The sequence below is a fragment of the Rhodococcoides fascians NBRC 12155 = LMG 3623 genome (assembly GCF_001894785.1).
GTDB classification, from domain to species: domain Bacteria; phylum Actinomycetota; class Actinomycetes; order Mycobacteriales; family Mycobacteriaceae; genus Rhodococcoides; species Rhodococcoides fascians.
The window spans coordinates 250,141-273,861 of sequence record NZ_BCWW01000009.1 but is presented as its reverse complement, the minus strand read 5'-3'; the positions used below and the strand labels follow the sequence as shown (position 1 = coordinate 273,861).

The window sequence follows — 23,721 nt, the reverse complement described above, 5'->3', positions numbered from 1 at the left end:
CTACAGGTACGGCAGAAGCGACGTCCCACGATGGTGACACGTCGCTTCTGCCGTACAGGATCTGTCTTACAGAGCAGCCTTGTCGCGCGTCTTGCTGCGCGAACGCTCACGGGCGCGCTCGTTGGAATCGAGGTGCACCTTGCGGACGCGGACGACCTCGGGGGTCACCTCGACGCACTCGTCGCCTGCACAGAACTCCATGGCCATTTCCAGGTCCAGCTTCTTCGGCTTGGCCAGGGTCTCCATGACGTCGGCGGAGGACTGACGCATGTTGGTCAGCTTCTTCTCGCGAGTGACGTTGATGTCGAGGTCTTCCTGACGCGGGTTGATGCCCACGACCATGCCCTCGTACGTGTCTGCGCCCGGCTCGACGAAGAACGTGCCGCGGTCGGCCAGCTGGATCATCGCGAACGGGGTCACGGTGCCGTGACGGTCCGAGACGAGCGAGCCGGTGTGGCGGGCGCGGATCTCGCCGGCCCACGGCGCGTAACCGTGGAAGACAGCGTTGGCGATGCCGGTGCCGCGAGTGTCCGTGAGGAACTCGGTGCGGAAACCGATCAGGCCACGCGAGGGAACGATGAATTCCATGCGAACCCAGCCTGCGCCGTGGTTCGTCATCTGGACCATCTTGCCCTTGCGTGCGGCGAGCAGCTGCGTCACTGCACCGAGGTATTCCTCCGGTGTGTCGACCATCAGCTCCTCGAAGGGCTCGTGCAGTTTGCCGTCGACCTGCTGGGTGACCACCTGGGGCTTGCCGACGGTGAGCTCGAAGCCTTCACGACGCATCTGCTCGACGAGGATGGCGAGCGCGAGCTCTCCACGACCCTGGACCTCCCAGGCATCGGGGCGACCGATGTCGAGGACCTTGAGCGAGACGTTACCGATGAGCTCCTGGTCGAGGCGGCTCTTGACCATGCGCGAGGTGAGCTTGTGGCCGCTGACGCGTCCGACGAGCGGGCTCGTGTTGGTGCCGATGGTGACCGAGATGGCCGGCTGGTCGACGGTGATGCGAGGCAGAGCGACCGGGTTCTCCAGATCGGCGAGGGTGTCGCCGATCATGATGTCCGGGAAGCCCGCGACGGCGACGATGTCTCCTGCGACACCCTTCTCGCCGGGAACGCGCTCGACGCCGATGGTGTTGAGCAGCTCGGTGATCTTGGCCTTCTGGACGACGGGCTCGCCGTCGACCTCACGCATCCAGCTGACGGTCTGGCCCTTGGAGAGCTGGCCGTTGTGGATACGAACCAGGGCGAGGCGGCCGAGGAAGGCCGACGCGTCGAGGTTGGTGACGTGTGCCTGCAGCGGCGCGTCGACGTTGCCCTTGGGCGCGGGGACGTAGCTGAGCAGAACCTCGAACAGCTCGTCGAGGTTCTCGGCGTCGGGAGCGTGTCCGTTCTGGGGCTGGACCTTCGAGGCCTTGCCCTCACGGCCGGAGGCGTAGAGAACGGGGAGGTCGAGGGCGAGCTCGGCTGCCTCGGACGCTTCGTCGTCGAGATCGGACGCGAGGTCGAGCAGCAGATCGTGGCTCTCCGAGACGACCTCTTCGATACGCGCGTCGGGACGGTCGGTCTTGTTGACGACCAGGATCACCGGCAACGACGCGGCGAGCGCCTTGCGCAGCACGAAACGGGTCTGCGGCAGCGGGCCCTCGGAAGCGTCGACAAGGAGCACGACGCCGTCGACCATGGACAGGCCGCGCTCGACCTCTCCGCCGAAGTCGGCGTGGCCGGGGGTGTCGATCACGTTGATGACGGTGATGGTGCCGTCGGCATTGCGCTTGTGAACGGCCGTGTTCTTGGCCAGGATCGTGATGCCTTTTTCTTTTTCGAGGTCACCCGAGTCCATGACGCGGTCGATCGCTTCGGCACGTTCCTCGAACGCGCCGGACTGCCGAAGCATGGCGTCGACCAGGGTGGTCTTGCCATGGTCGACGTGTGCAACGATGGCGACGTTGCGAAAAGTAGTGGTGCTGTCGATGTTGTCTGCACTGCTTGGGGCGCTCACGCGAAAAATTCTCCTGGAGTCGAATGCGGGCTCTTGTTCGCTAGCGGGCTTATGTCGCTAGAGAAGCGCGCTGCACCGCGAGGTTCTCGCGACTGATCGAGTTTACCCGTAGTCCGGCAGTGCCCCGCGCCACCCTCAGGTCTGTGACCTGCGCCACCCATTAGTCTTGGTGCCCATGGGCAAGATAAAGGCCGCAGATGTCTCGGGGATGAAGCCCAAGAAAAAATGCTGCCGCAAGAAAGTTCGTTGCATCAAATGCCCCGTCGTGATCATGCGAATGAAGAAGTTGGAATCCGCGGGCGCGACCAAGAAAGACCTCAAGAAAGGTCTGAAGACCGCTCGGGCGAAGTGAGCAGAATTTCCTGTAGGTCCGGCAGCCAGAGTCGGTCCGCATCGACCAGATCCACCGTCGGCAGCGTCGCGGCATCGACCCACCGTAGAGCCGAATGCTCCAGCGGCGCAGGGGTTCCCGAGACAATTGAGGCTCGGTAGGCCCGCAACACCATGCCACCGGAAAGCTCGACGTCTCCGCTGAGCGCGGCACCGATCGAACACTCGACCCTCAGTTCCTCGCGCAGTTCGCGCGCCAGGGCGACGTCCTCGGACTCCCCCGGCTCGACCTTGCCGCCGGGCAGCTCCCACCGACCGGCCAACTCCGGCGGACGAGTTCGTTGCGCGAGCAGCAGACGACCGTCGTCGATCAACGCGGCCGCGACAACCACAGCGGTAGGGGTACCGGACATGCCACCATCTTTCTATGACCGAATTGCTGACCGACCGCGATATCGAGGGCGCACAGCTCACCCACTGGACTGTGACGGAGAAATCTCTGACCCGCACCGTCGAGCTGACGTCGTTTCCCGCCGCGATCGAGGTGGTGAACCGCGTGGCCGACGCCGCGGAGGAGGCGGACCATCACCCCGACATCGACATCAGGTGGCGGACGCTCACGTTCACCCTGTCCACGCACAGCGCCGGCGGTCTCACGCAGAAGGACGTGGATCTGGCGCGTCGGATCGATGCACTGACCGCGAATTGATGCGTCCCGCATAGACGACCCAGCCGAGGAACAGGGCCGATCCGATCACGTCGACGGCTCCGGCCCAGGCCTCGAGCCCGGGACGGGGAATGGTCCAGATCGATTCCTGGAAGAAGCTCAGCAACCAGGGCACCCCCACCGTGACCGTCACCAGCCAGTAGCCGGCAACGATCTTGGCTCCGGCGATATCGCGCAACGGCCCGTGCAGCAGCCAGATCACCATCGGAATCACCCAGATCCAGTGGTGCGACCACGAGATAGGCGACACCAACAGGCCCAGGAGTTGGACGATGACCAGGGTTCCCAGGTGGTCGCGGCGATCGAGTGCTCGCCATGCCAGCACAGCGAGGACCACGGCGATCACTGCGGCGGCGATCCACAGCGGTCCCTGGCCGACGTCCTCGCCCACGATCCGGCTCAGAGCTCCACGCAGAGACTGATTCCAGACCGAGCCGACGGGTCCGATGCGGTCGGCATCGCCGAGCAACGTGGTGAAGTACGTGGCCGCCTGACGCCCCAGCACCGCGTAGCTGACCGCGACACTGAGTGCGAATGCCACCGCCGAGAATGCTGCAGCTTTCCACCGCCGAGTGGCGAGGAAGTACAGGCCCGTGATGGCCGGGGTCAGCTTGATGCCTGCGGCGAACCCCACGAGTCCGCCCGCCACCCACCAGCGCGAGCTGCGTACCGCGAGTAGCGCGAGCAGCACCAGGAACACATTGACCTGGCCGTAGTCGAGTGTGGTGCGTACGGGTTCGGACCACAGCCCCAGCGCGGTCCACAGCATGGCGATTCTCACCCAGCGGTTCTCGGCGGCCCGGTCGTCGCCGAGAACCATCGACACGGCGAGCCGGACCACTGCGAACAGCGCGATCATCGTCGCGGCCTGCCAGACGATGCCGACCACCGTGAACGGCAGATAGTGCAGCGGGAAGAACACCAGGGCGGCGAACGGTGGATACGTGAACGGCAGCGGGAAGTCCGGGGTCTGCACCGAGTACGTGTAGTCGTACAGGTTGTCGCCGAGCAGCGCAGCGGAGCCTTCGACGTAGACGTGCAGGTCGACGAGGTTCATACCGTTGGGGGTGACGAACGCCCACACGAATCGGCTGATCACCGAAACTGCCAGCAGAACGGGGGCCAGCCGAACAAGTCGGTTCACGGTGCGTGTGGTTCCGTTCGGTATCGATGCCGTTTATCGACAGCCGAGCTTATAGGGCGATCGATACCCACCCTAACCGTGCCGATCCCCTCGTAACATTTACATCACCTTTCACACTGGTCACTCGTGTAACACGCTATTGTTCGATTCTGCGGAGAATTCGCAGCGCGTGGCCCATAGAATCCTCGATAGAGTTCAGCCGGGGAGGACTGGACCTACTACGGCTGTACATCCGGGATCGCTCTACATAGAGTGACCCCTCGGGCACCGGCTGTCGCCGTGGACCTGCGTCATGATCAGAATGGGGAATATCACCGTGCTTCGTACTCGCGGAACGCGTCGCGTCGTCACAGCTCTGGCTGTGGCCGCAGCCGCCGCACTCGTTGTGCCGACCAGCGCATCCGCTCAGCCTCTGGTGCCCATGGCTCCGGCAGATCTGCCGGCTGCTCCGGCCGATCCCGCAGCGCTGATCGCCCAGTTCCTGCCCGCTCCCGGTGAACCCCTGCCCAACCTCTCCGACATCGAGGCACTCGCGTCCTTCGCGCCTGCCATCGTCGGTGCAGCTGCAGGACCGGCCGATGTGGGTGCCGCTCCCGCAGCAGATCTCCTCGGCCAGGCTCGCGCCCTTCTCGAATCCGCGCAGCTTCCGGACCAGGTCAAGTCGCTGCTGGAATCGGTCATCACCTTCCTGGACGGATCCGGCGGCGGCGGGCCCGAGCTGCCCTCCGACGGCCCCGTCATCGCACAGTTCCTGTACCCGACCCTGGGCAAGGGCTGCATCTCCGACACCGCAGATTCCGTCGGAACCGCCTTGGCCGTTCCCGGACCGGCCACGTTGCCGCCCCCCGGACCGGCTGCAGGCCAGGCCGGTTTCGTGTTCACCGCCCTCGGTACCGCGCCTCTCGCCGCGCAGCAGTCCGCTCCGCTCACCGTGACGTGGCTCAACATCGACAACCGCCGATCGGGAACCCAGGACCTGACCGGCGCAGCCAAGATCAACGCCGACGGCCCCGCGACGTTGTCGGCCATCGCTGACACCGGTCCCGGTCGCGTGCTGTCCGTGGTGTCCGGATCGATCACCACTCAGTCCAAGGAAGACGCCGCAGCGCCGCCGCGCAGCTGCAACTTCCTGCCGACGATCGGCACGGTCTACGTTCCGTAGCTCACGAGACCACAGCAATTCGCCCCCGGCTTCCTCGAAGCCGGGGGCGAATTGTTTTCGTGCTTATCGGCCGGGGAAAAGACCACCGAATTACACGGATGGTATTCAGATGATGTCGGCACCGGATTTCGACCACTGGCCGTAATCGGACTTCAAGACATTGTTGATATCCACTTTCACTCCACCCACCGTGTCCTTGTCGATACGAATCTGGTGAATGTGCGCTTCGGGATGTACGAACCCCTTCGGGGTCCCCCAATTGTGCTGCCAATACCACTGGCCCAGCCCTGCGACGGACGCCAATTCGATGGTCGGAGCATTTGCGTAGATACCGGTGTTCTCCGCTCCGATCACCGACTGCCAGCCCAGGATGTACGGCGCGATGAGGGTGGCGAACTCGACGGCTGTCGGGTTGTCGTCGATCGATGCGTAGATCGGCCGATCGGACGGGCCACCGGCCGCCAGATGGAGCTCGAGTCCACGTTTCGCATGCTTGACGCCCGCAACGTACCCGCCTCGCCAATCCGCGGTGGCACCCTTACCGAACTGGTAGTTGGAGACCACCTCCAAGCCGGCCTCGGTGAGGGACTGCGCCTCCGACGCGGTCATCGGCTTGCCGACCATCCAGGTCGCGTCGGGACGCCGATCCGAGACGTAGCGGACAGCTCCGAGATGGCCTGCGCTCTTGATGGCCGACGCCGACGGCACCCCACCCGCGTAGTCGACGAGCGTTCCCAGCCCCGCGTCGGCGTGAGCGGTGGCCGAACCCCACGCGGCCAGGCCGACGGCGGCTGCGGAGCCGGCCGCGGCGTACTTGAACAGTTCACGTCGCGAAACCTGCACAAAATCTCCCATGCCGTTCGATTGCCACGGCGCGCCTACGTAACGAAACGCGCCGTCACTGCTATTTTCTGATGTTTTGTCGTATCCCATCACAAACACATGTGCACCGCCAGCCCCACTGCTCACACCCCACCCGCGTGGCTCGTCGTTCACACATGCAACTCGAGCACCGCACCCGCAGTCATGAATAGGGTGGGGAGGACGAAGCACGAACGACGCGTGAAGGAGTGGTTGGACATGGGCGTAACACTCGCCAAGGGCGGAAATGTCTCCCTGACGAAGGAAGCACCGAACTTGACCGCGGTCACCGTCGGACTGGGCTGGGACGTTCGCTCCACCACCGGCGGAGACTTCGACCTCGACGCGAGCGCGATCGGCCTCGGTACCGACAAGAAGGCGCTCAACGACAACTACTTCGTCTTCTACAACAACCTGCGCTCCCCTGACGGCGCGATCGAGCACACCGGAGACAACCGCACCGGCGAGGGCGAAGGAGACGACGAGAGCATCGACGTGGACCTTGCAGCGCTGACACCCGAGGTGGATTCCATTGCATTCCCGGTCTCGATTCACAACGCGGACGCGCTGGGACAGAACTTCGGTCAGGTCGTCAACGCCTTCATTCGCGTGGTCGACAAGTCCGACGGCCGCGAACTCGCGCGCTTCGATCTGAGCGAGGACGCGTCGACCGAGACTGCGATGGTCTTCGGCGAGTTGTACCGCCGCGGTGCCGAGTGGAAGTTTCGCGCAATCGGTCAGGGCTACGCGTCCGGCCTGGAGGGCATCGTGCGCGATTTCGGCATCGACGTCGGCTGACGCAGGGTGCGCGAGTCCGTCTCGATTGCACAACGGTCTACAGCTGAGCTTGTGACGCCAAGATGATGTGTGGTGATATCAGCGCACACGCAACATCAGCCACATAAGTCACAGGAGTCACACATGTCTCGTCGCCTCAGCCGTCTGGCGGGCGCGCTCGCGCTCTCCTGCGCGGCATTGCTCGCCGTTCCAGCCACTGCGGCAGCGGACCCGGCTCCCGCTGATCCGCTCGCCCGGGCGATCGCCGCATTACAGGGGCAGGACGGTGCTTCGCTCGCCGCAGCGAATGCCATCGCCGACTCGCGCACCCCGGTCGCCGAGAACACCTCCGCAGACCCCTTCGCGGCCCTCGACGCGGCCAACAAGGCTCTCACCGACTTCGGCATCACGCCGTTCTTCTACCCGACCGCTGCGATCAACTGCGCCGCCACACCGGGCGCGCCGCTCGGAATCGTGCCGGGCGTCGCCGGTGGTGCCGGCGGACCGTGGCCGCAACTGAAGGCATCCGCCATCCCCACAATCCCAGGTGTGCCGTCCTTGCAGATTCCCGATCTCAATGCCGTCGACAAGGGCGAGACGATGTTCGCATTCGTTCCGGCCGGCATCGTCAACGACTCGGCCGACAAGTCCGGCATGCAGGTGGCGTGGTTCAACGTCAACACCCTGCAGGGCGGCTTCGCCGACTTCGGCGGCCTGGTCACCACCATGGCCCAGTCGATCCTCGACAACTCCGGAATTCCGGCGGAGTTCAAGGACTTGGCCCGGCCCCTCGTGGTCAACGCACTCAATGCGTTGCCCGCTGCCGGTGCGCGCGCTGTCCCCGTGCAGACCGGATCGGGAACCGTTCTGGCCGCGGTGTTCGGCACCGTGAACCACAAGGCAGTCGACGGCTCGGACAAGAGTTGCTTCTTCTTCCCGACGGTCGGCCTGGTGAACGTCGCCTGACTCAGGTCCAATCGAACGATCGAAAAGCCGTGCAGCTCTGCGCTGCACGGCTTTTCGCTGCATCAGGAGCGATCGATGCGGCCGAGCCGACCCAGAACCGCCTGCATCTCGGTGCGCCGCGCGCGTGCGGCCCAGGGACGCAAGCGGTTCCGTCCGCGCATCTGCATGACCGCTCCGGTCACGAGATCTCCGTTGGGCGCGAACCGGACCCGCACCATCTCGTCGAGAGATCGCCCGAAAACGGAGCCGGGGAAACCTCGACGGAACCCGTACGGAAACAGCGGAGCATCGGGTTCGTTGTACTTCCCACCGACGAAAACCGGTCCTGCAGTGCGGAAGTCGCGACTCTGCGCAATGAAGCCGTGGAATGCGCGACCGGCCTCCCGCCCGTAGTACGAAATTCCGACGCGCCCCGATCCGGTGGCGGTGATCGCACCGAACCGCGCCCCTCGCACTCCAGGAGCGGACACCACGACGGGTCTCGACCAGCTGTTCGCGCCGTCGGAAGACCACGAAGCGTGCAGCAATCCGTCCCGGTCCGGCCACAGGGCGTACAGGGTGCCGTCGCAGTCGACAGCGACCGACTCCGGCAGTAGGTATCGGGAAGCGAGCAGCAGAAGGTGCAACGGGTTGTGATATTTGGCGAGCGCCGATCCGGGGACTATGCGGACATCCCAGGTCAAACCCTCGTCGCGGCTGACCGCGACCGCGAAACGACGGCCGTATCGGCCGCCGATGTAGACCGTGCCGTCCGGGCCGACGACACCGGTGCCGAATGCGACGTAGTCCGTACCGGGAAGTCCCGAAATGTTTTTCGGGTCGATGTCGAACCCGCCGGCTACCTCCCATTTGGTCCCGCCGTCGTACGAACGCCAGATCACCTGGCGAGTGGCGTTGATCAAAGGTCGCACGCGGAGGGCGAACGGCGTGGGAGCGGACAGGTACGTCACGCGAGCAGAAGACGGAGACGACGCGTCCGGTGCGGACACCCGAGGTCCGGCGAATACCTTGGCACCTGTCCTCGCCTTGGATGCCACCCTCCGGAAGCGCCACGTTCGACCTCGGTCGTCGCTGATTCCGAGGTCGAAGCCCGATCGAAACATGCGCGTCGGTGTCGAGTCGACGCGACCGGCGGTGAGAAACAGCCGGTCGTCGGCATCGTCGAAGTACATGTGCGCTCGGCGGCCGGTGTTCACCGTGCCGTCCGGCACCGATGCTCGCCAGGATTGTCCGAAATCGGAGGACTGCAGAACTCCGACGCCGTCGACGGTGTATGCCGGGGCGAGAAAGACGGTGTTGTCCGCGGCTGTTCCGAGGGTGCACGCGGACGACCCGTATTCGGTGTAGGAGATATCGGTGGCGTAGTCGGCCGATGCTGCCGCGTTGGTCGAAAAGCGAAGCCCTGCTCGATATCCCGACGCGACCCGCGGTGTCACGACACCCGCCCGCGGCGGCGCGGGCGTCGTGAAATCGGGACGCGGTGGTGCATTGGATCAGGCTAGCGTCGATTCACGCCGAAAACGCCGAGGCCGATGCAGAAGTCCTGGGCCGAACGTCGTGACAGCTCACAGAACGAAACCGGTCTGTTTCGAGACCGTCGACCGGCGATGCACGCCCTAAGCTTCTGGTGTGCCCTGTGCGATCGCCGAAACTCTGTTGTCGGGCTCTGCGCGTCTCCACCCGGTCGATGCGCAGGCGTACTGGATGGCGTCGAAGGTCCCCAGTGACCAGTTTCTGCTGTATTGCTTCGAGGGAGCGCGCGAACCACTGGAGTCCACGGTGCGACGGCTGCGCATTCGCAGCGCGGGTATCGAGGTGCTCGGTCTCCGAATTACAGAGGTTCCGTTCGGTCTCGAGCGTCCGCACTGGACTGCGATGGACCCCGGCACGGACACGATCAGCGTTCACCCCGAACCCCGGACGTGGCAGGAATGTCTCGACGCCGTCGCGTCGTCGTTCGAGCGTCAGGTCGACCCGCGACACACGGTCTGGCATCTGCACCTGTATCCGAACGTATCGGGTGCTCCTGCGTGTGACGGACCGAGTCTTGTTGCTGTTCTGCAACTGTCGCACGCAGCCGCGGACGGAACACTGGCCGCCCGAACTGCTCGCGAGCTGTTCGGTACACATTCCGTGCCCTCTCGGCCCGTTACACCGACTGCGCCACCCGCACCCCTGACCGCCGCCGTAGCCGCCCTGACTCTGCCTGTGCGAGTAGTGCGCATGGCTCGCGCCGGCATTCGGGCGCGACGCGACGCACTGCGATTGGAGGAAGATACCGCGTCGGGTTCGGTCCCTCCTCCTGCACGTTCTCGCGCGTTGACGACTCTCGACGTTGCGCCTACGGACCGGACGGATCTGCGAACGATCGTGCTGCCCAAGCCGGCTCTCCAGTTCGCCGACACCTCGATCACCGTCACTGCCCTGACCGCCATTTCCGTTGCACTCCAACGGTTCCTCGGCGATTCGGACGATGCTTCGGCCGATCTCGCCGCCGAGGTCACCGTCGCACGGACGGCTGCAGTGGGCGCACGCAACAACTTCGGCAACGTCGGCGTCGGCTTGTTTTCGGCCGAACCGGACCTGCGGACTCGCAGCCGACTCGTGGCCGCAGACCTGGCCGAGCGCAGAGCGCGAGCAGGTCACCCGGTGTCGTTGACAGCCCGCGCATCTCAGAACGAGACAGAACGCCATGTCCCGGCATTCCTGGCGGCGTGGGGAGTCGCACAGTTCGATCCGACTGCGGTGCCGCCGACCGTCACGGGCAACACGGTCGTATCCAGTGTCTCGCGCGGTGCAGCGGACCTCACGCTCGGCGGCGGGCACGTTCGATTCACGGCAGGGTTCCCTGCCCTCTCCCCTGCCATGAGCCTCACGCACGGCGTGCACGGTATCGGCGACACCGTCGCGATCAGCGTGACGTCCAACCGAGCGGCCGTACCGGATCCGGATCGCTACGAGATACTTCTGCGCGATGGCCTCTACGACGTACGTGCCGCACTGAGCTGAACGCGTCAATGCCAGACAGTTCTCAGCATTTGTCGGGCGTTCGGCTCAGGTTCGTCGGCCACACTCGGTAACCATGAACCAGGAGCAGGTAACCGTACTCGCGGTCGGCGGCACCGGCGAATCGCGTCCGGCCGACCATCGGACCCGCGTCACCGGTCTCCTGTCGTGTGTCGTCGGTGCACTCGACGATCGTTTCGTCGGCCGCTGGGTGGGCTACCCGGCGTCGTACGGGCCCGTTGCGTTCGGGGGACTGAGCTACCGGCACAGCACCGAACTCGGAGTTCGTCGCCTGCGTCGCGCGATCGAGAACACCACTGGCCCTCTCGCTCTGATCGGATATTCGCAGGGAGCCACGGTCGTTCGCGAAGTACTGGGCCTCGTTCACGACGGAATCGTCGACGGCAGCCGCATCGTCGCGGCCGGTCTGGTCTCGGATCCACAGCAGCCGGCCGGTGCGGTGCCCGGCTGCACCGGCCGCGGGGTTGCCGGAACCGGGCCGGCTCTGCCGGAGTCGATTCCCACCCACTGGATAGCTCTCGCGTCGGACATGATCTGCAACGCCAGCGACGACAGCCTCGTTCGCGACATCGCCGACCTGACGCGCTGGATGTCGTTCCGCACGCCCAAGACCTGGTTGCGCGAGCTCTGGCTACTCGTGCGCAGCAACAGCTTTCAGAACGCGACTCGTACTCGCCTACGACCGGCCCAGTGGGCGAAGGATGTTCGACGCCTCCGCACCGCGGCCACCGAGGTGTCCGGGTACCTGCCCACGTCGCTCGGCTGGAGACGATGGGTGTGGACCAACTCGGGTGGCGGTCGGCACATCGCCTACGCGTCGGAGCCGTACGCAGACGGCCTCACCGGATGCCAGGTTCTCGCCCGCTGGCTCGGTGAGCAAGAGGATGAGCGGCTCGGCCGAGCTGTACCGGCCGCGCAGGTCGCGCAACGCAGATCAGTCTCGCTTGCAGAGACAGAAGATGTGGCCGACCGGGTCTCGGTACACCCAAAACGACTCGTGCGCGTCGTCGATCAATGTCGCTCCGGCACCGACGACGAAGTCGCGGGCCCGTTCCATCTCGTCGACGACGAAATCGAGGTGAATCTTGATGCCGTCGTTCGGCCAGTCCACCGGGGTGAAGTCGGGGGCCTTCTGGAAGGCCAACCGCAGTTCGCCCGGACCGTGGACGACCACCCAATCTCCGTCGTCGCGCACCGGTTCCCAGCCGAGGATCGTGCTGTAGAACCGGGCGAGCGTTGCCGGATCGGGACAGTCGAGAACCGTGTAGTCCACGGCGATGACGGGTGCATTCATGTCGGAATCGTAGCGAGAATCACCCGGGTCGGACTATCGATTACTCGCTGCCGATCAACCGCCGACTGCCGGGGCAATGGTCTCGAACCACGCCTCGTGCAGATGCTGCTGCCAGTGGTTCCACCAGTGCACGCCGGTGCCGGTGATCTTGACGTTGGGTCGACCGCCTGCGGCCTGCAACAACGGAACGAATGCCCGACTGCTCATGCCTGCGGCGGTTTCGAGCGGCACCATCTGCGCGAACTTGACGGGGTCGAAGCGGCTGCTGGCCGGGTTGAACACCGGGTCCGTCGCCGGTGAGCCGCTACCCGAAGAGACGAAGACTGCCGTGTTGCGCAACGCGCCGACATTGAGCGACGGATCGTTGCGGATCCAGTCTGCCGACGGCCAGGTGCCCCACATGTTGCGCGCGTTGCCGCCCATCTCGCCGACGGCGACCGAGATGCCCTGAGCGAATCCGGGGCTGCTGGCCGTCGGGTAGCCACTGAACGACGCCACCGCCTTGTAGAAGTCCGGCCGGTGAGCCGCCAGGTTCAGTGCCGAGGTGCCGCTCATCGACAGGCCGGCGACGGCGTTGTTGACGTTGTCGCTCCCGAAACGATCGGCCATGAAGGGCGGCAATTCCTGGGTGAGGAACGTTTCCCACTTCACCCGTCCGAGCTTGGGGTCGTCGCGCTGCCAGTCCGAGTAGAAGGTGCCGCCGCCGCCGAACGGAATGACCACGTTGACGTGCTTGTCGGCGAAGAAGCTCTCGACGTCTGTTTCGATGAGCCAACCGCTGTTGTCCTCGGGCGCACGCAGCCCGTCGAGCAGATACAGCGTGGGTGCAGGGCCGCCACCAGCAGCTCGGAGCACCTTGATCGGGATGTTCTTGTCCATCGACGGCGAGTAGACGTAGACCAGCTCGGAGTCGGCTTTCGCCACGCCGGTCCCCATCAGCACCGTTGCCATCGTGGCGACCATGACCGCTACCAGAGCGAGCACCGTACTTCGTAACCGACCGCGCATCGAGATTGTCCCCTGTTCGTATCCAGCCCCACCGTCCCGGGGAGGGTAACAGCTCGGTTACGGTAATGCGTCCTCTAGCGCGACGGGCTGTCGACGATCCACCAGGCCGCGTACGGCGGCAGCCATACCGATCCGTTGTCGTCGACCGCCAGGTCGTGCTGCGAGAGCACCTCGGTGGGGGCCGGGATGCCGAGCTCGATCAACTGCGCATGGGGGAACGGGCGGTGCTCAGAAGTGACGTTGTAGAGCCCCACCAGGGTGCCGCTGGGATGACGTCTGCGCACCACGAGCAGGCCGTCGTCGGATTCGGTCTGGACGTCGACCGGCGCCTCGGCGTGCAACATCGGTAGACCGGAGCGCACCTTCGCGATGCGAGCGATGCCGTCGAACACTCGTTGGGCGTCGCTCCCCTGCTGAAATCGGCCGGCGCGGTCGGCGTCGGTGACGCGGGGTCGATGCACCCACCTGTTGTCCTCGGCATGAGCTGGTTCGTCTGCCCAGTTCGGGTCTCCCGGGGAGCCGAGCTCGTCACCGCTCCACACGACGGGAATGCCGCCCCATCCGGCAATGATGGCGTGCGACAGAAAGATTCGCCCGAACGCGCCGTCGGGATCCAGGCGGGCCGGGCCCAGACCGGTGAGCGCGGCTGCGGTTCCACTGATCCGGCGATCCCCGGTGTCCGGATTGTACTGGAACACAAGCCCTTCGGCCCAGGAACCATCGAACTCGCCGGAGTACCAGTCGGCCAGAAAATGCCGATGGCCTGCACCCGACAGTCCGAGCGACGCTGCGTCACCGTCGTCGATGGCCCAGCCGATGTCGTCGTGGCATCGCACGTAGGTCACCCAGGTGCCACTCGGTGGCGTGGGCGGTAACGACGCCAGGGCATGACGCGCCAAAGCCGTACTGCCCGTGGCCAACATCGACCAGACCTGCACCATCAGCGAGTTGTGGTAGGCGATGTCCGATACTCGCCCGGTGTGTCTGCCCTGCCCCAGATACGGCAACAGATCGCGTGGGCCGACGATTGCTTCGGCCTTGAAGAGCGTTGCCGGAGCGGCAAGGCGAGCGGTCGCTCGGAGAGCCTGGGTGACCGCATGCACTTCGGGCTGGTTCTGGCAATTGGTGCCGAGCCGCTTCCACAGAAATGCGATCGCATCGAGGCGGAGCACTTCCACCCCGAGATTGGCCAGGTGCAGCACGATGCTCGCGAACTCCTCCAGCACAGCCGGATTGGCCCAGTTCAGATCCCACTGCCACTCGTTGAACGTGGTCCACACCCACTCGCCGAGTTCGTCGTCGAACGTGAAGCTGCCCGGCGCGAAGTCCGGAAATACCTCGGGGAGGGTGCGCTCGTAGGAATTCGGGGTCGTCCGATCGGGGTAGATCAAGAAATAGTCGCGGTACACGGGATCGCCGGCTCGCGCCTTGACAGCCCATTCATGTTCGCGAGCAACGTGATTGAGGACCAGGTCGACCACCATGCTGATACCACGTCCGCGCAAAGTCTCGGCGAGAGTACGCAGATCCTCGTTGGTGCCCAGATCTTCTCGCACCGCGCGATAGTCCATCACTGCGTAGCCGCCGTCGTTGTCGCCCGGCCGCGGTCGAAGCAACGGCATCAGATGCAGGTAGGTGACACCCAGATCGGTCAGATGATCCAGTCGTTCACCGACTCCGCGCAGCGTCTCGCCGTAACGGTCCACATAGCAGGCGTAGCCGAACATGTCCGGCTGCTGAAACCAATCGGGTTCGAGCAGTCGACGCTGATCGAGTCTGTGCAGATCCTCGGACCGTTCCGCGTACGCACGGGCGGCGATCTCCACGAGCGTGGCAGCCACTGCATCAGGCTCGGGGTAGACAGCCGTGACGGCGTCGTGCAGATCGGGAAACCACTGTTCGAGGCGGAGCTCGAACGTCTCGCGTCGATGGGCGGGCAGTTCGGCGAGGATGTCGCGGGTGACGTCTGAGACCGTGGTGTGCGCCATGGACTCATCATGGCATCGAGCAGTCGCTGCCGACGCGCATACATCCCGACTCCCCGGGGTACTGCCGCAGCATGTCATTGCTGAGCCGCACGGTGGACACGATTCTCGACAGAGCCGTCGTTCCCGGCTACTCCCGAATCGGTGCCACGGTGCGTCGGCGATTCTGGGCCGCCGATCCGTTACCGTTCGCCTCCCCCATCGACATGGTGGTGACCGGCGCATCCTCGGGGTTGGGAGCAGCTACCGCGAAGCAGCTCGCCCGCCTCGGAGCGCGGGTGCACCTGGTCGGACGATCGGCCGAGCGACTCGACGCCGCCGCTGCTGCCATCCGAACCGAAGTGCCCGACGCCTCGCTCGTGGTGCGTGAGTGCGATATCAGCGATCTCGATTCGGTGGCGGCCCTGATCGCGGCATTGGCGTCCGAACTGACAGCGGTGCACGCGCTCGTACATTGCGCCGGGGTGATGCCGGACGAGCGGCGGTTGTCGGCACAGGGACACGAATCCGCTTTCGCCACCCATGTTCTCGGACCGGTCGCACTGACGGTGGGACTGAGAGAATTGTTCGACGCCGGATCGCGGGTGGTGTTCGTATCGAGCGGCGGCATGTACGCGGTGCCCCTTCAGAACCCGGACTTCGAGTACGAGAACGGCAAGTACTCCGGCATGACGGCGTACGCCCGAACGAAACGAATGCAGGTGGTGGTGGCCGAGCAACTGGCCGAACGCTTTTCGTTCGAGGACGATCCGGTGGTGCACAGCATGCACCCGGGCTGGGCGTCCACGCCGGGCGTCACCGGCTCTATGCCACTGTTCGATTCGGTGATGAAGCCCATTCTGCGCAGCGCCGACGACGGTGCCGACACCATCGTCTGGCTCGTGGCCGCCGATCCCGCGTTGACCAGCACCGGCACATTCTGGCACGACCGAGCGCCGCGGCCGACGCACTATCCCTCCTGGCGCGGAGATTCCGTGCGGGTGCGAGATGCATTGTGGGCGAATGTGGTCGAGGCAACGGGAATCGAGATCTGATCGCTTCTCAGCCCGGGCTCTAGCCACTTGCGCCCAACCTGGCCCCGATCCGAAGAGCCCGATCGACGTCACAGACCCAACAGGTCGGCCGATCTGCGCAGCCGCATCAGGACCTGAAGATCGAGAGCATTATCCGGGTCGCGCCAGTGCGTTCCGATCAGGCGGTCGATCGCGTCGAGTCGTTGATAGAGCGTGTTGACATGCACCCCGAGAGCCGACGCGGTTGCCGAATGATGGCGTCCACGCGCCAGATAGGTCGAGAGTGTCTCCATCAGCGGAACCCCGCGCTTGTTCTGCTCGGCCAACAGCGGACCCAACTTTTCCTGCGTGAGTTCGTCGAGATGTTCACGCGCCAAGTGGCTGAGCAGAATTCGATAGATTCCCAGCCCCCGCGCCGAACATGCTTCCCCCTCGCGGCCGAGGGTGACCAACACGTCGACGGTCTGCCGAGCTTCCCGATAGCCCTTTGCCAGTGCCTCGGGTCCGGTGCTCGGCTCGGAGATTCCGACGGTGGCACCGGCGAAGAACATCGGTGTGACCGTCGCCGAATCGTGCGCGGGCACCACCACGATCAGGCGCGAACCTTGCTCCGCGACAACAGATCCTGCCGGAAATCGGCCGAGCTTCGTTCTCGACGCACCCTGCGCGACGGCTACACAGTAAGACGTGTCGGGGGCAAGTCCGGCCAAATGGAGTTGTCGCCGTTCGGCATCCGGAGTGGACGCCGGGTGCGAGAGCAGGTCCACCAGGAACGCATCCTGGGCGCGCCGCGCGGAATCGGCGGCGGCCCGCTCCTCGGCAAGTGACAGGGCAACTGCAGGCGCGGCTCGGTCGAGCAGCAGACGCGTCCTGGCATCGTCCGGTCCGATCGAGATCAGCGCGCCGAGGAATTGACCGGCTGCGGCCACCCGATGAGCCGTCATCGACGGCGTCGATACGGAGTCTTTGCCGTCGCCACACATGCGTAGCAGTTCGTCGACCTCCGCCGAGTGGACGGCCAGTGCCACGGGAATCGCAGCGGCATCCGGAACGAAGTACGCCGGACGCTCGGTCAATACGGCAATCTCGCGCACCAGTGTTCGTACGCCGCCGCCGCGCAGGACCACCTGGGTCAACGTTCGGTCCCACTGCAGTGTCTGTTCGAGTTCGGCTGTGCGTTCGGATAATTCGGCATTCAGCGTCTCGAGCCGGTCGATGGTCCGAACGTTCTCGATGGCGATGGCCGCGTGCGCGGCCAGCGCCGAGAGCAGGGCGATCTCACTGTCTGCGAAGTCGCGTTCCTGGCGCTTGCATGCAAACAGTGCGCCGATCACTCGATCGCCCACCCGCAACGGCACGCCGAGCAGACCGCGCATGTTCTCCGAGCGGGCCGCGCTGTCCGCACCGGTAATGTGCTGGAACGCCGGCTCGCTCTGGTAGTCGGGGGTCCACGACGGCGACGCACTGCGCACGATGAGTCCGACGAGCCCTGCATCCTGTTCGAGCCGAAGACCGACGAGCCTAGGAGTCAGGGCTCCGCTGGTGACGTCGATGACGAACTCGTCTCCCTGTACGGACCCCATGTAGGCGAGGTCGACGCCGAGAAGCCTGCGTGCCTGATCGACGACCTCTTGGAGAAGAGCACGGTTGTCTCGCACCGTCGTCAGTCGCACGGCGATGTCGTTGAGTGCCGCCAACTCCGTGCTGCGTTGACGTCGCTGATCCAGCAGGGCGCGTAGCCGCAGAGCTGCGTGCGCCTCGGCACCCGGAAATGCCTTCCGGTGCTCCTCGAGACGATCGATAGACGCGTCGTCGAGCAGAAGTTCCATCCATGACTTCTCCGCGGACATAGAGAGAACCTACATTGGCCGAGACCCAGCTCACAGCTAGAGTCGAGAACATGACGCTCGTCGAACAACTGTCCGAGGCCTTACCCACCGATCGCATCGTGGTCGACCCGGACGTCATCGCCTCCTACCAGCACGACGAGGCGGAGTGGGCCCCGTATTCGCTGCCCGTTGCCGTCGTGCGGCCCCGGACCGCCGAGGAGGTGCAGACCGTCGTTCGAGCCTGTCTTGCCCACGGAACGCCGATCGTCACCCGCGGGGCGGGTACCGGTTTGTCCGGCGGAGCCAATGCCACCGAAGGCTGCGTCGTGCTCGCGCTCGACGGGATGGACACCATCAAGGAGATCGACGCACTCGAGCGTTATGCCGTCGTCGAACCCGGAGTCGTCAACGATCACCTCAGAGCAGCCGTCGCAGAGCAGGGCCTGTGGTATCCGCCGGATCCAGCCAGTGCGCCGTGGTCGACGATCGGCGGCAACGTGGCCACCAACGCCGGTGGGCTGTGCTGCGTCAAGTACGGCGTCACCCGCGACTACGTCATGGGGATGCAGATCGTCACCGGTACCGGAGAATTGGTACGACTCGGGCGTAAGACCGCGAAAGGCGTTGCTGGATACGATCTTGCGGGTCTGATGGTCGGATCCGAAGGAACACTCGGAATCATCACCGAGATCACCGTCAAGTTGCGCCCGCTGCAGGATCCACAACGCACCGTCGCCGGCTACTTCGACAGCATCGTCGATGCCGGTCGTGCCGTGGCCGCGGTCGCGGCCGCAGGATTGACGCCATCGGCGTTGGAGTTGATCGACAAGCAGTGCCTCATCGCCGTCGATGCCTGGAAGAACATGGGCCTGTCGGTCGAGGCGAATGTGGTGCTGCTCGGTCGGATCGACGATCCGGGCCTGATCGGAGACCAAGAAGCCGAGAAGATGCTGACGTGCTTCGACGAGGCCGGAGCCACGTGGTCTGCGGTATCGACCGATCAGGAGGAGGCCGACGCCCTGTTCTCTGCTCGGCGGTTGGCGTATCCCGCGATGGAGCGACTCGGACCGGTATTGACCGAGGACGTCTGTGTGCCGAAGAAGCATGTGCCCGAGATGCTGTCGCGTATCGAACAGATCGGCCTGCGATACGAGACGACGATCGCCAACATCGCCCATGCGGGCGACGGAAACCTGCATCCGCTGCTCATCACGCCGCACGACGACATCCCGGCCCGCGAGCGCGCTCAGGCCGCCTTCGCCGAGATCATCGACGCCGCACTGGAACTCGGAGGCACTGTCACCGGCGAACACGGCGTGGGACTGCTCAAGATGGACGGACTGGCACAGGAGCTGGACCCAGTTGTGCTGGACATGCACCGCGCAGTGAAAAAAGCACTCGATCCGCACGGAATCCTGAACCCGGGCAAGGTATTCGCACCCTGAGATCGCAGCCTCCCAAGCCCTGGGACGATGGACCTATGACTAGCAAGCTGACCATGGACTTCGGCTCTGCGTTGCCCATCGGGTGGACCGAACTCGACCGAAGCGTGACATCGGAGCATTGGTCGCTGTTCGACAAAAAGTTCGAGTTTCGGCCCGGGACCACACCTGACTCGTGGCCGGCCATTGCTGAGCCTGCCCCGTCGATGACATTCGACCTCGACGCAGACACCGTACGCACGATGGCCTCATGGTCTGCGAGAGTCGACGCAGTCAATGCGGAAGCCCTGCGCTGCTTCGTCACCGAATTTGCGGATGACCCCACGTTTGTGGCCCTGGACTGGCAACACCCCTGCTACAGCTTCGATGCCCAAGCGCACGCCGATGCGGCCGAGAACGCCGAGTGGCGGGTACCCGTCCACCCGAACGGCGACTACTACATCTTCGCCCGCGACGAATTCACCGAAGGGACCTTCGGCCACCCGTGGGAACGCACCTTGTGTGTCTTCGGAACCCGCATGGTCGCCACCCTCGGGCGCACCTTGGCGACGTGGCTCCCCACGATCCGGGTCGACGGGCGACGGGTCGCGGATCGATAGTCGATCCGCTCGGCGTCGAGACGACTTGCCGCTCCGGATCCACTCGGTCGTCAGTGCGAGACCGGCGCTCCCGCATCACTGCTCGTGCTGTCACCCACCGTGCGACGGTGCAGCGCCAGTACCAACCCGACGGCCACCATCATGACGCCGCCTACGACCCACAGTCCGGCGCGCGCGTTCCCTGTCGCGTCGAGTAGCCAGCCCGTCACGTACGGCGCGCCGAAGCCGGACAGGTTGCCCACCGAGTTGATGATCGCGATGCCAGCGGCCGCGCCTGCCCCGGTGAGGAATGCACTGGGCAGGTACCAGAACACCGGCAGCGCGCAGAACACTCCGACTGCGTTGACCGTCACGGCGATCATCGTGGTGAACGGCGAATCCATGTACAGCGCAAACGGTATGGAGACCGCGCCGATCAACGTGGGGATCGCGACATGCCAGGTGCGCTCACCCGTCCGGTCCGAATGCCTGCTCCACAACACCATGGCGAGGGCACCCACCGAGAAAGGAACCGCGACGATCAGCCCGGTTGTCACGAGGGAGAAGTCGGTATAGAACGTCTTCTTGAAACCGGCGACGATGCTGGGTAGGAAGAAGCTCAGCGAATACAGGCCGTAGGTGATCCCGAAGTACACCAGTCCGAGCATCCATACCCGTGCGTCGGTGAGAGCCCGCTTGACCGAGCCGGTGATGTGCGCGCTCTTCGACGACCCCTCGGACTCCAATTCCGCTGTCAACCAACTCTTCTCGTCGTCGTCCAGCCATGTGGCCTGCGACGGCCGATCGGTGAGGTAGAACCAGGTGATCACACCGAGAACGATTGCCGGGAGGCCCTCGAACAAGAACATCACGCGCCAACCGGAGAGTCCGAACAGTCCGTCCCAGTACTGAATGATGGCACTCGACAGAGGCGCACCCAGTGCCGAGGAGACCGGCAGTGCCAGCATGAACAGGCCCATCAGTCGAACTCGGTACGCGCGAGGGAACCACATCGTCATGTACAGCAGAACACCGGGGAAGAAGCCCGCTTCGGCGATGCCGAGAACGATGCGGAGTCCGTATAGCCAGCCCGCTGTGGGTACGAATGCCATGGCGGCGGCCACGATTCCCCACGAGACCATGATGCGTGCAATCCACCGTCTGGCACCGAATTTGTGCAGCGCCAAGTTACTGGGCACCTCGAACAGCAGGTAGCCGATGAAGAACAGTCCCGACGCCAGGCCGAACATCGTTTCGGTGAGGCCCAATTCGTCGCTCATGGTGAGCTTGGCCAGGCCGATGTTGGTGCGATCGAGATAGTTGACGAAGTAGGCCAACCCGAGAAACGGGATGATGCGTCGGGCGACCTTCTTGACCACCCTCGTTTCGATCTCGGGCTTTGTCGTGACTGCAGGCATTGGCTCGGCTTTCCATCGAACGGAAGTGACTTGGACCACACTATGGACCAGTCGGTCGAGGGTCTATGGAGAAATCACCCATCGAAGACGGAGATCCGAGGGCGAAGTCTCCAACGCTCGACGAGGGTTGCCGTGTTGCAGTCGAATGCCCACGCTGCGATCCTGTGCTTGTGCGAGTAGCTCTCATTGCCGATATTCACGGCAACATCGCGGCGCTCGACGCCGTCCTCGAAGACATCGAACGGCAATGCGTCGACTCCGTGGTGAACCTCGGCGATCTGCTCTCCGGCGGACTGCATCCGCGCCGAACTGCGGATCGATTGATGGCACTGGGTTTCCCCACCATCGCCGGCAATCACGATCGCTACCTCCTCGAGCAGGAGCCCGATTCCATGGGCAGTTGGGATCGGCATGCCCACGATCGACTCGACGACGAGCATCGACGTTGGCTGGGTTCGCTCCCGTTCTCGCTGGAGCTGGGCAACGGAATCCTCGCAGTACACGGAACACCCACCGATGATCAGCAGTACTTCCTGCACTCGGTGTACCCTCACGGCTCTCGCGAGGCAACCGAGGTCGAAATCATTGAAAGGGCAGCAGGTTTCACGGACCGATCTGTCATCGCCTGCGGCCACACCCACCTGCAACGCCACTGGACTCTCCCCAGCGGCACGCTCGTAGTCAATCCGGGCAGCGTCGGCGCGCCCGCATACGACGACGATCAGCCCTACCCCCACGTCATGGAATCGGGGTCTCCACACGCCCGATACGCAGTGCTCGACGATCACGGCACAGGCAGCTGGACGGTGTCGTTCGAGCGCGTCGAGTACGACCACGTCGGAGCCGCCGACGATGCCCGCGCGCACGGAATGGCCGATATCGCCGACGCGCTTCTCACCGGTTTCGTCGGTCCTGCTCCCCGCGAGCAGTCACACTGAGCCCGTGAAGATCACCGACGCCCAGCGGCGACAGCGGCTCGTCGCGCAGCACTTGTCCGACGCCCCGAGCGCCGAATCCGTGGTGTCGTCGTTGCTCGCGCTGCATGCCACCGATCCGGCTACGGTGTATCTTTCCGTGCTGGCACGCGCCCGCTCGCTGGGATTGTCGGACGTTCGTGACGCGATGTACGAACGCCGTAGCTTGGTTCGCTTGATGGCGATGCGTCGCACGATGTTCGTCGTCGCGCACGACGACGTTCCGATGATCCACGCTGCCGCCAGCCTCGGAGTTGCCCGCACGATGCGAACCCGGTTGATCAAGCAGGTGTCGACGCTGCCGACCGAACCGGTGATCGACGACGTCGAATCCTGGCTCGCAGCAACCGAAGCCGAGACCGATTCCGTCTTGCGCTCGATGGGTACGGCGACCGGGGCGGAGCTGTCCGCAGCAGTACCCGGACTCAAGACCGCTCTGCTGCCGACCACGGACAAGGTGTACGACGTCAAACGCTATGTCACCTCCGAAGTCTTGGTGATGATGGCCGCGGAGGGGAAGCTGGTACGGGTCGAGCCGCGCGGCGCGTGGACGTCGCGCCGACATGCCTGGGCACCGATCGATCAGTGGTGGCCCAACGGGATTCCCGAGTTGGACGAGACTTCCGCCCGAGCCGACGTGGCCCGGCGCTGGCTCGACGTGTTCGGACCGGCGACCTTGGACGACCTGCAATGGTGGACGGGATGGAACAAGACGCAGACCCGTGGAGCGGTCGCCGAACTCGACACCGTGGCCGTCGAACTGGCCGAGGGTGACGGAATCATGTTGACCGACACAGTGTTCCAGGATCCCCCGCCTCGGGCGATGCTGCTTCCCGCCCTGGACCCCACGCCGATGGGGTGGAAGCACCGACACTGGTATCTCGGCGAACACAAGGCCCCGCTGTTCGATACCTTCGGAAATATCGGTCCGACCATCTGGTGGGAGGGGCGCATCGTCGGCGGATGGGCCGTGGATTCCAATGGTTCGGTGGTCACGGAAGTACTCGAGGACGTCGGGTCTGCGGCGTCGAAAGAGGTTGCAGCAGAGGCTGACCGGATCACCGCCCTGCTCGACGGTACCGCGGTGGTCCCGTCGTTTCCGACGCCGTTGGAGAAGAGACTGCGCGGAAAGTCGTAGCCATATCGGTCCGAGGTGACAGTCGAACTGTGTGTGTGTAAATG

20 protein-coding genes and 1 pseudogene are annotated in these 23,721 nt (G+C 64.7%); 11 read left to right on the top strand and 10 right to left on the bottom strand.

Annotated features, from left to right (window positions below; genetic code table 11):
* Positions 1-66: 66 nt before the first annotated feature.
* Together typA and RFA01S_RS19855 are read right to left on the bottom strand one after the other, a co-directional pair.
* Complete coding sequence (gene typA, locus RFA01S_RS19860; protein ID WP_032365354.1) at positions 67-2,004, bottom strand: translational GTPase TypA; 1,938 nt, start codon at positions 2,002-2,004, stop codon at positions 67-69.
* Positions 2,005-2,321: 317 nt separating this feature from the next.
* The gene (locus RFA01S_RS19855; protein ID WP_032407285.1) at positions 2,322-2,747 is read right to left on the bottom strand and encodes a (deoxy)nucleoside triphosphate pyrophosphohydrolase; all 426 of its coding nucleotides are present in this window, start codon (positions 2,745-2,747) and stop codon (positions 2,322-2,324) included.
* A 14-nt stretch (positions 2,748-2,761) separates the two neighbouring features.
* On the opposite strand from RFA01S_RS19855, the gene RFA01S_RS19850 reads away from it, so the two are divergent.
* Positions 2,762-3,043, top strand: a complete 282-nt coding sequence (locus tag RFA01S_RS19850; RefSeq protein WP_032407286.1) for a 4a-hydroxytetrahydrobiopterin dehydratase — start codon at positions 2,762-2,764, stop codon at positions 3,041-3,043.
* Here the strand turns inward: RFA01S_RS19850 and RFA01S_RS19845 are convergent.
* Positions 2,988-4,205, bottom strand: coding sequence for a mannosyltransferase (locus RFA01S_RS19845; protein ID WP_032407287.1), 1,218 nt, complete (start codon positions 4,203-4,205; stop codon positions 2,988-2,990). The two genes, RFA01S_RS19850 and RFA01S_RS19845, sit on opposite strands and share 56 nt — an antisense overlap.
* A 301-nt stretch (positions 4,206-4,506) precedes the next feature.
* Here RFA01S_RS19845 and RFA01S_RS19840 point away from each other — a divergent pair, with 301 nt between their 5' ends.
* Positions 4,507-5,367: an Rv1157c family protein gene (locus tag RFA01S_RS19840; protein WP_052060737.1), complete on the top strand. Its 861-nt coding sequence runs from the start codon at positions 4,507-4,509 to the stop codon at positions 5,365-5,367.
* A gap of 105 nt (positions 5,368-5,472) precedes the next feature.
* Here RFA01S_RS19840 and RFA01S_RS19835 read toward each other — a convergent pair whose 3' ends face one another.
* Entirely contained in the window at positions 5,473-6,222 is a 750-nt protein-coding gene (locus RFA01S_RS19835; protein WP_032407288.1) for a DUF1906 domain-containing protein, read from the bottom strand.
* 225 nt (positions 6,223-6,447) lie between these two features.
* On the opposite strand from RFA01S_RS19835, the gene RFA01S_RS19830 reads away from it, so the two are divergent.
* Positions 6,448-7,026: a TerD family protein gene (locus RFA01S_RS19830; protein ID WP_032365486.1), complete on the top strand. Its 579-nt coding sequence runs from the start codon at positions 6,448-6,450 to the stop codon at positions 7,024-7,026.
* A 123-nt stretch (positions 7,027-7,149) separates the two neighbouring features.
* Positions 7,150-7,971: a hypothetical protein gene (locus tag RFA01S_RS19825; RefSeq protein WP_032407289.1), complete on the top strand. Its 822-nt coding sequence runs from the start codon at positions 7,150-7,152 to the stop codon at positions 7,969-7,971.
* Positions 7,972-8,033: 62 nt separating this feature from the next.
* Here the strand turns inward: RFA01S_RS19825 and RFA01S_RS19820 are convergent, their stop codons facing one another.
* Positions 8,034-9,407, bottom strand: coding sequence for a sialidase family protein (locus RFA01S_RS19820; RefSeq protein ID WP_032407290.1), 1,374 nt, complete (start codon positions 9,405-9,407; stop codon positions 8,034-8,036).
* 193 nt (positions 9,408-9,600) lie between these two features.
* Between RFA01S_RS19820 and RFA01S_RS19815 the strand changes: the two genes are divergently transcribed.
* Entirely contained in the window at positions 9,601-10,980 is a 1,380-nt protein-coding gene (locus RFA01S_RS19815; RefSeq protein ID WP_052060703.1) for a WS/DGAT domain-containing protein, read from the top strand.
* Between the two features lie 73 nt (positions 10,981-11,053).
* Positions 11,054-11,869: pseudogene (locus RFA01S_RS19810) on the top strand (PE-PPE domain-containing protein); the annotation flags it as partial.
* 63 nt (positions 11,870-11,932) lie between these two features.
* On the opposite strand, the gene RFA01S_RS19805 reads toward RFA01S_RS19810, so the two are convergent.
* The 3 genes from RFA01S_RS19805 to RFA01S_RS19795 all read right to left on the bottom strand — a co-directional run bounded on the left by RFA01S_RS19805 (position 11,933) and on the right by RFA01S_RS19795 (position 15,288).
* On the bottom strand, positions 11,933-12,292 hold the full coding sequence (locus RFA01S_RS19805) for a VOC family protein (RefSeq protein ID WP_032369663.1): 360 nt from the start codon (positions 12,290-12,292) through the stop codon (positions 11,933-11,935).
* A gap of 54 nt (positions 12,293-12,346) precedes the next feature.
* Positions 12,347-13,300, bottom strand: coding sequence for an alpha/beta hydrolase (locus tag RFA01S_RS19800; RefSeq protein ID WP_032369664.1), 954 nt, complete (start codon positions 13,298-13,300; stop codon positions 12,347-12,349).
* A gap of 74 nt (positions 13,301-13,374) precedes the next feature.
* Positions 13,375-15,288, bottom strand: coding sequence for an alpha-amylase family protein (locus RFA01S_RS19795; protein WP_032407292.1), 1,914 nt, complete (start codon positions 15,286-15,288; stop codon positions 13,375-13,377).
* Between the two features lie 71 nt (positions 15,289-15,359).
* Here RFA01S_RS19795 and RFA01S_RS19790 point away from each other — a divergent pair, with 71 nt between their 5' ends.
* Positions 15,360-16,319, top strand: coding sequence for an SDR family NAD(P)-dependent oxidoreductase (locus RFA01S_RS19790; RefSeq protein WP_032407293.1), 960 nt, complete (start codon positions 15,360-15,362; stop codon positions 16,317-16,319).
* Positions 16,320-16,387: 68 nt separating this feature from the next.
* Here RFA01S_RS19790 and RFA01S_RS19785 read toward each other — a convergent pair whose 3' ends face one another.
* On the bottom strand, positions 16,388-18,127 hold the full coding sequence (locus RFA01S_RS19785; RefSeq protein ID WP_032407447.1) for a helix-turn-helix domain-containing protein: 1,740 nt from the start codon (positions 18,125-18,127) through the stop codon (positions 16,388-16,390).
* A gap of 71 nt (positions 18,128-18,198) precedes the next feature.
* Between RFA01S_RS19785 and RFA01S_RS19780 the strand changes: the two genes are divergently transcribed.
* Positions 18,199-19,572 carry an FAD-binding oxidoreductase gene (locus RFA01S_RS19780; RefSeq protein ID WP_032407294.1) on the top strand — a complete coding sequence of 458 codons (1,374 nt, stop codon included), beginning with the start codon at positions 18,199-18,201 and terminating at the stop codon, positions 19,570-19,572.
* Between the two features lie 35 nt (positions 19,573-19,607).
* Positions 19,608-20,168, top strand: coding sequence for a DUF2716 domain-containing protein (locus RFA01S_RS19775; protein WP_032407295.1), 561 nt, complete (start codon positions 19,608-19,610; stop codon positions 20,166-20,168).
* Between the two features lie 50 nt (positions 20,169-20,218).
* On the opposite strand, the gene RFA01S_RS19770 is transcribed toward RFA01S_RS19775, so the two are convergent.
* Positions 20,219-21,565: an MFS transporter gene (locus RFA01S_RS19770; protein ID WP_032407296.1), complete on the bottom strand. Its 1,347-nt coding sequence runs from the start codon at positions 21,563-21,565 to the stop codon at positions 20,219-20,221.
* A gap of 170 nt (positions 21,566-21,735) precedes the next feature.
* On the opposite strand from RFA01S_RS19770, the gene RFA01S_RS19765 reads away from it, so the two are divergent.
* Together RFA01S_RS19765 and RFA01S_RS19760 are read left to right on the top strand one after the other, a co-directional pair.
* Complete coding sequence (locus RFA01S_RS19765) at positions 21,736-22,503, top strand: metallophosphoesterase family protein (protein ID WP_032407297.1); 768 nt, start codon at positions 21,736-21,738, stop codon at positions 22,501-22,503.
* A 4-nt stretch (positions 22,504-22,507) separates the two neighbouring features.
* Positions 22,508-23,677, top strand: coding sequence for a winged helix DNA-binding domain-containing protein (locus tag RFA01S_RS19760; RefSeq protein WP_032407298.1), 1,170 nt, complete (start codon positions 22,508-22,510; stop codon positions 23,675-23,677).
* Positions 23,678-23,721 lie beyond the last annotated feature (44 nt).

Coding starts and splice junctions, on each gene's coding strand:
- RFA01S_RS19855 (WP_032407285.1), bottom strand. CDS start 2,747: ATGTCCGGTACCCCTACCGCTGTGGTTGTCGCGGCCGCGTTGATCGAC.
- RFA01S_RS19850 (WP_032407286.1), top strand. CDS start 2,762: ATGACCGAATTGCTGACCGACCGCGATATCGAGGGCGCACAGCTCACC.
- RFA01S_RS19840 (WP_052060737.1), top strand. CDS start 4,507: ATGGGGAATATCACCGTGCTTCGTACTCGCGGAACGCGTCGCGTCGTC.
- RFA01S_RS19835 (WP_032407288.1), bottom strand. CDS start 6,222: ATGGGAGATTTTGTGCAGGTTTCGCGACGTGAACTGTTCAAGTACGCC.
- RFA01S_RS19830 (WP_032365486.1), top strand. CDS start 6,448: ATGGGCGTAACACTCGCCAAGGGCGGAAATGTCTCCCTGACGAAGGAA.
- RFA01S_RS19825 (WP_032407289.1), top strand. CDS start 7,150: ATGTCTCGTCGCCTCAGCCGTCTGGCGGGCGCGCTCGCGCTCTCCTGC.
- RFA01S_RS19805 (WP_032369663.1), bottom strand. CDS start 12,292: ATGAATGCACCCGTCATCGCCGTGGACTACACGGTTCTCGACTGTCCC.
- RFA01S_RS19800 (WP_032369664.1), bottom strand. CDS start 13,300: ATGCGCGGTCGGTTACGAAGTACGGTGCTCGCTCTGGTAGCGGTCATG.
- RFA01S_RS19795 (WP_032407292.1), bottom strand. CDS start 15,288: ATGGCGCACACCACGGTCTCAGACGTCACCCGCGACATCCTCGCCGAA.
- RFA01S_RS19790 (WP_032407293.1), top strand. CDS start 15,360: ATGTCATTGCTGAGCCGCACGGTGGACACGATTCTCGACAGAGCCGTC.
- RFA01S_RS19785 (WP_032407447.1), bottom strand. CDS start 18,127: ATGGAACTTCTGCTCGACGACGCGTCTATCGATCGTCTCGAGGAGCAC.
- RFA01S_RS19780 (WP_032407294.1), top strand. CDS start 18,199: ATGACGCTCGTCGAACAACTGTCCGAGGCCTTACCCACCGATCGCATC.
- RFA01S_RS19775 (WP_032407295.1), top strand. CDS start 19,608: ATGACTAGCAAGCTGACCATGGACTTCGGCTCTGCGTTGCCCATCGGG.
- RFA01S_RS19770 (WP_032407296.1), bottom strand. CDS start 21,565: ATGCCTGCAGTCACGACAAAGCCCGAGATCGAAACGAGGGTGGTCAAG.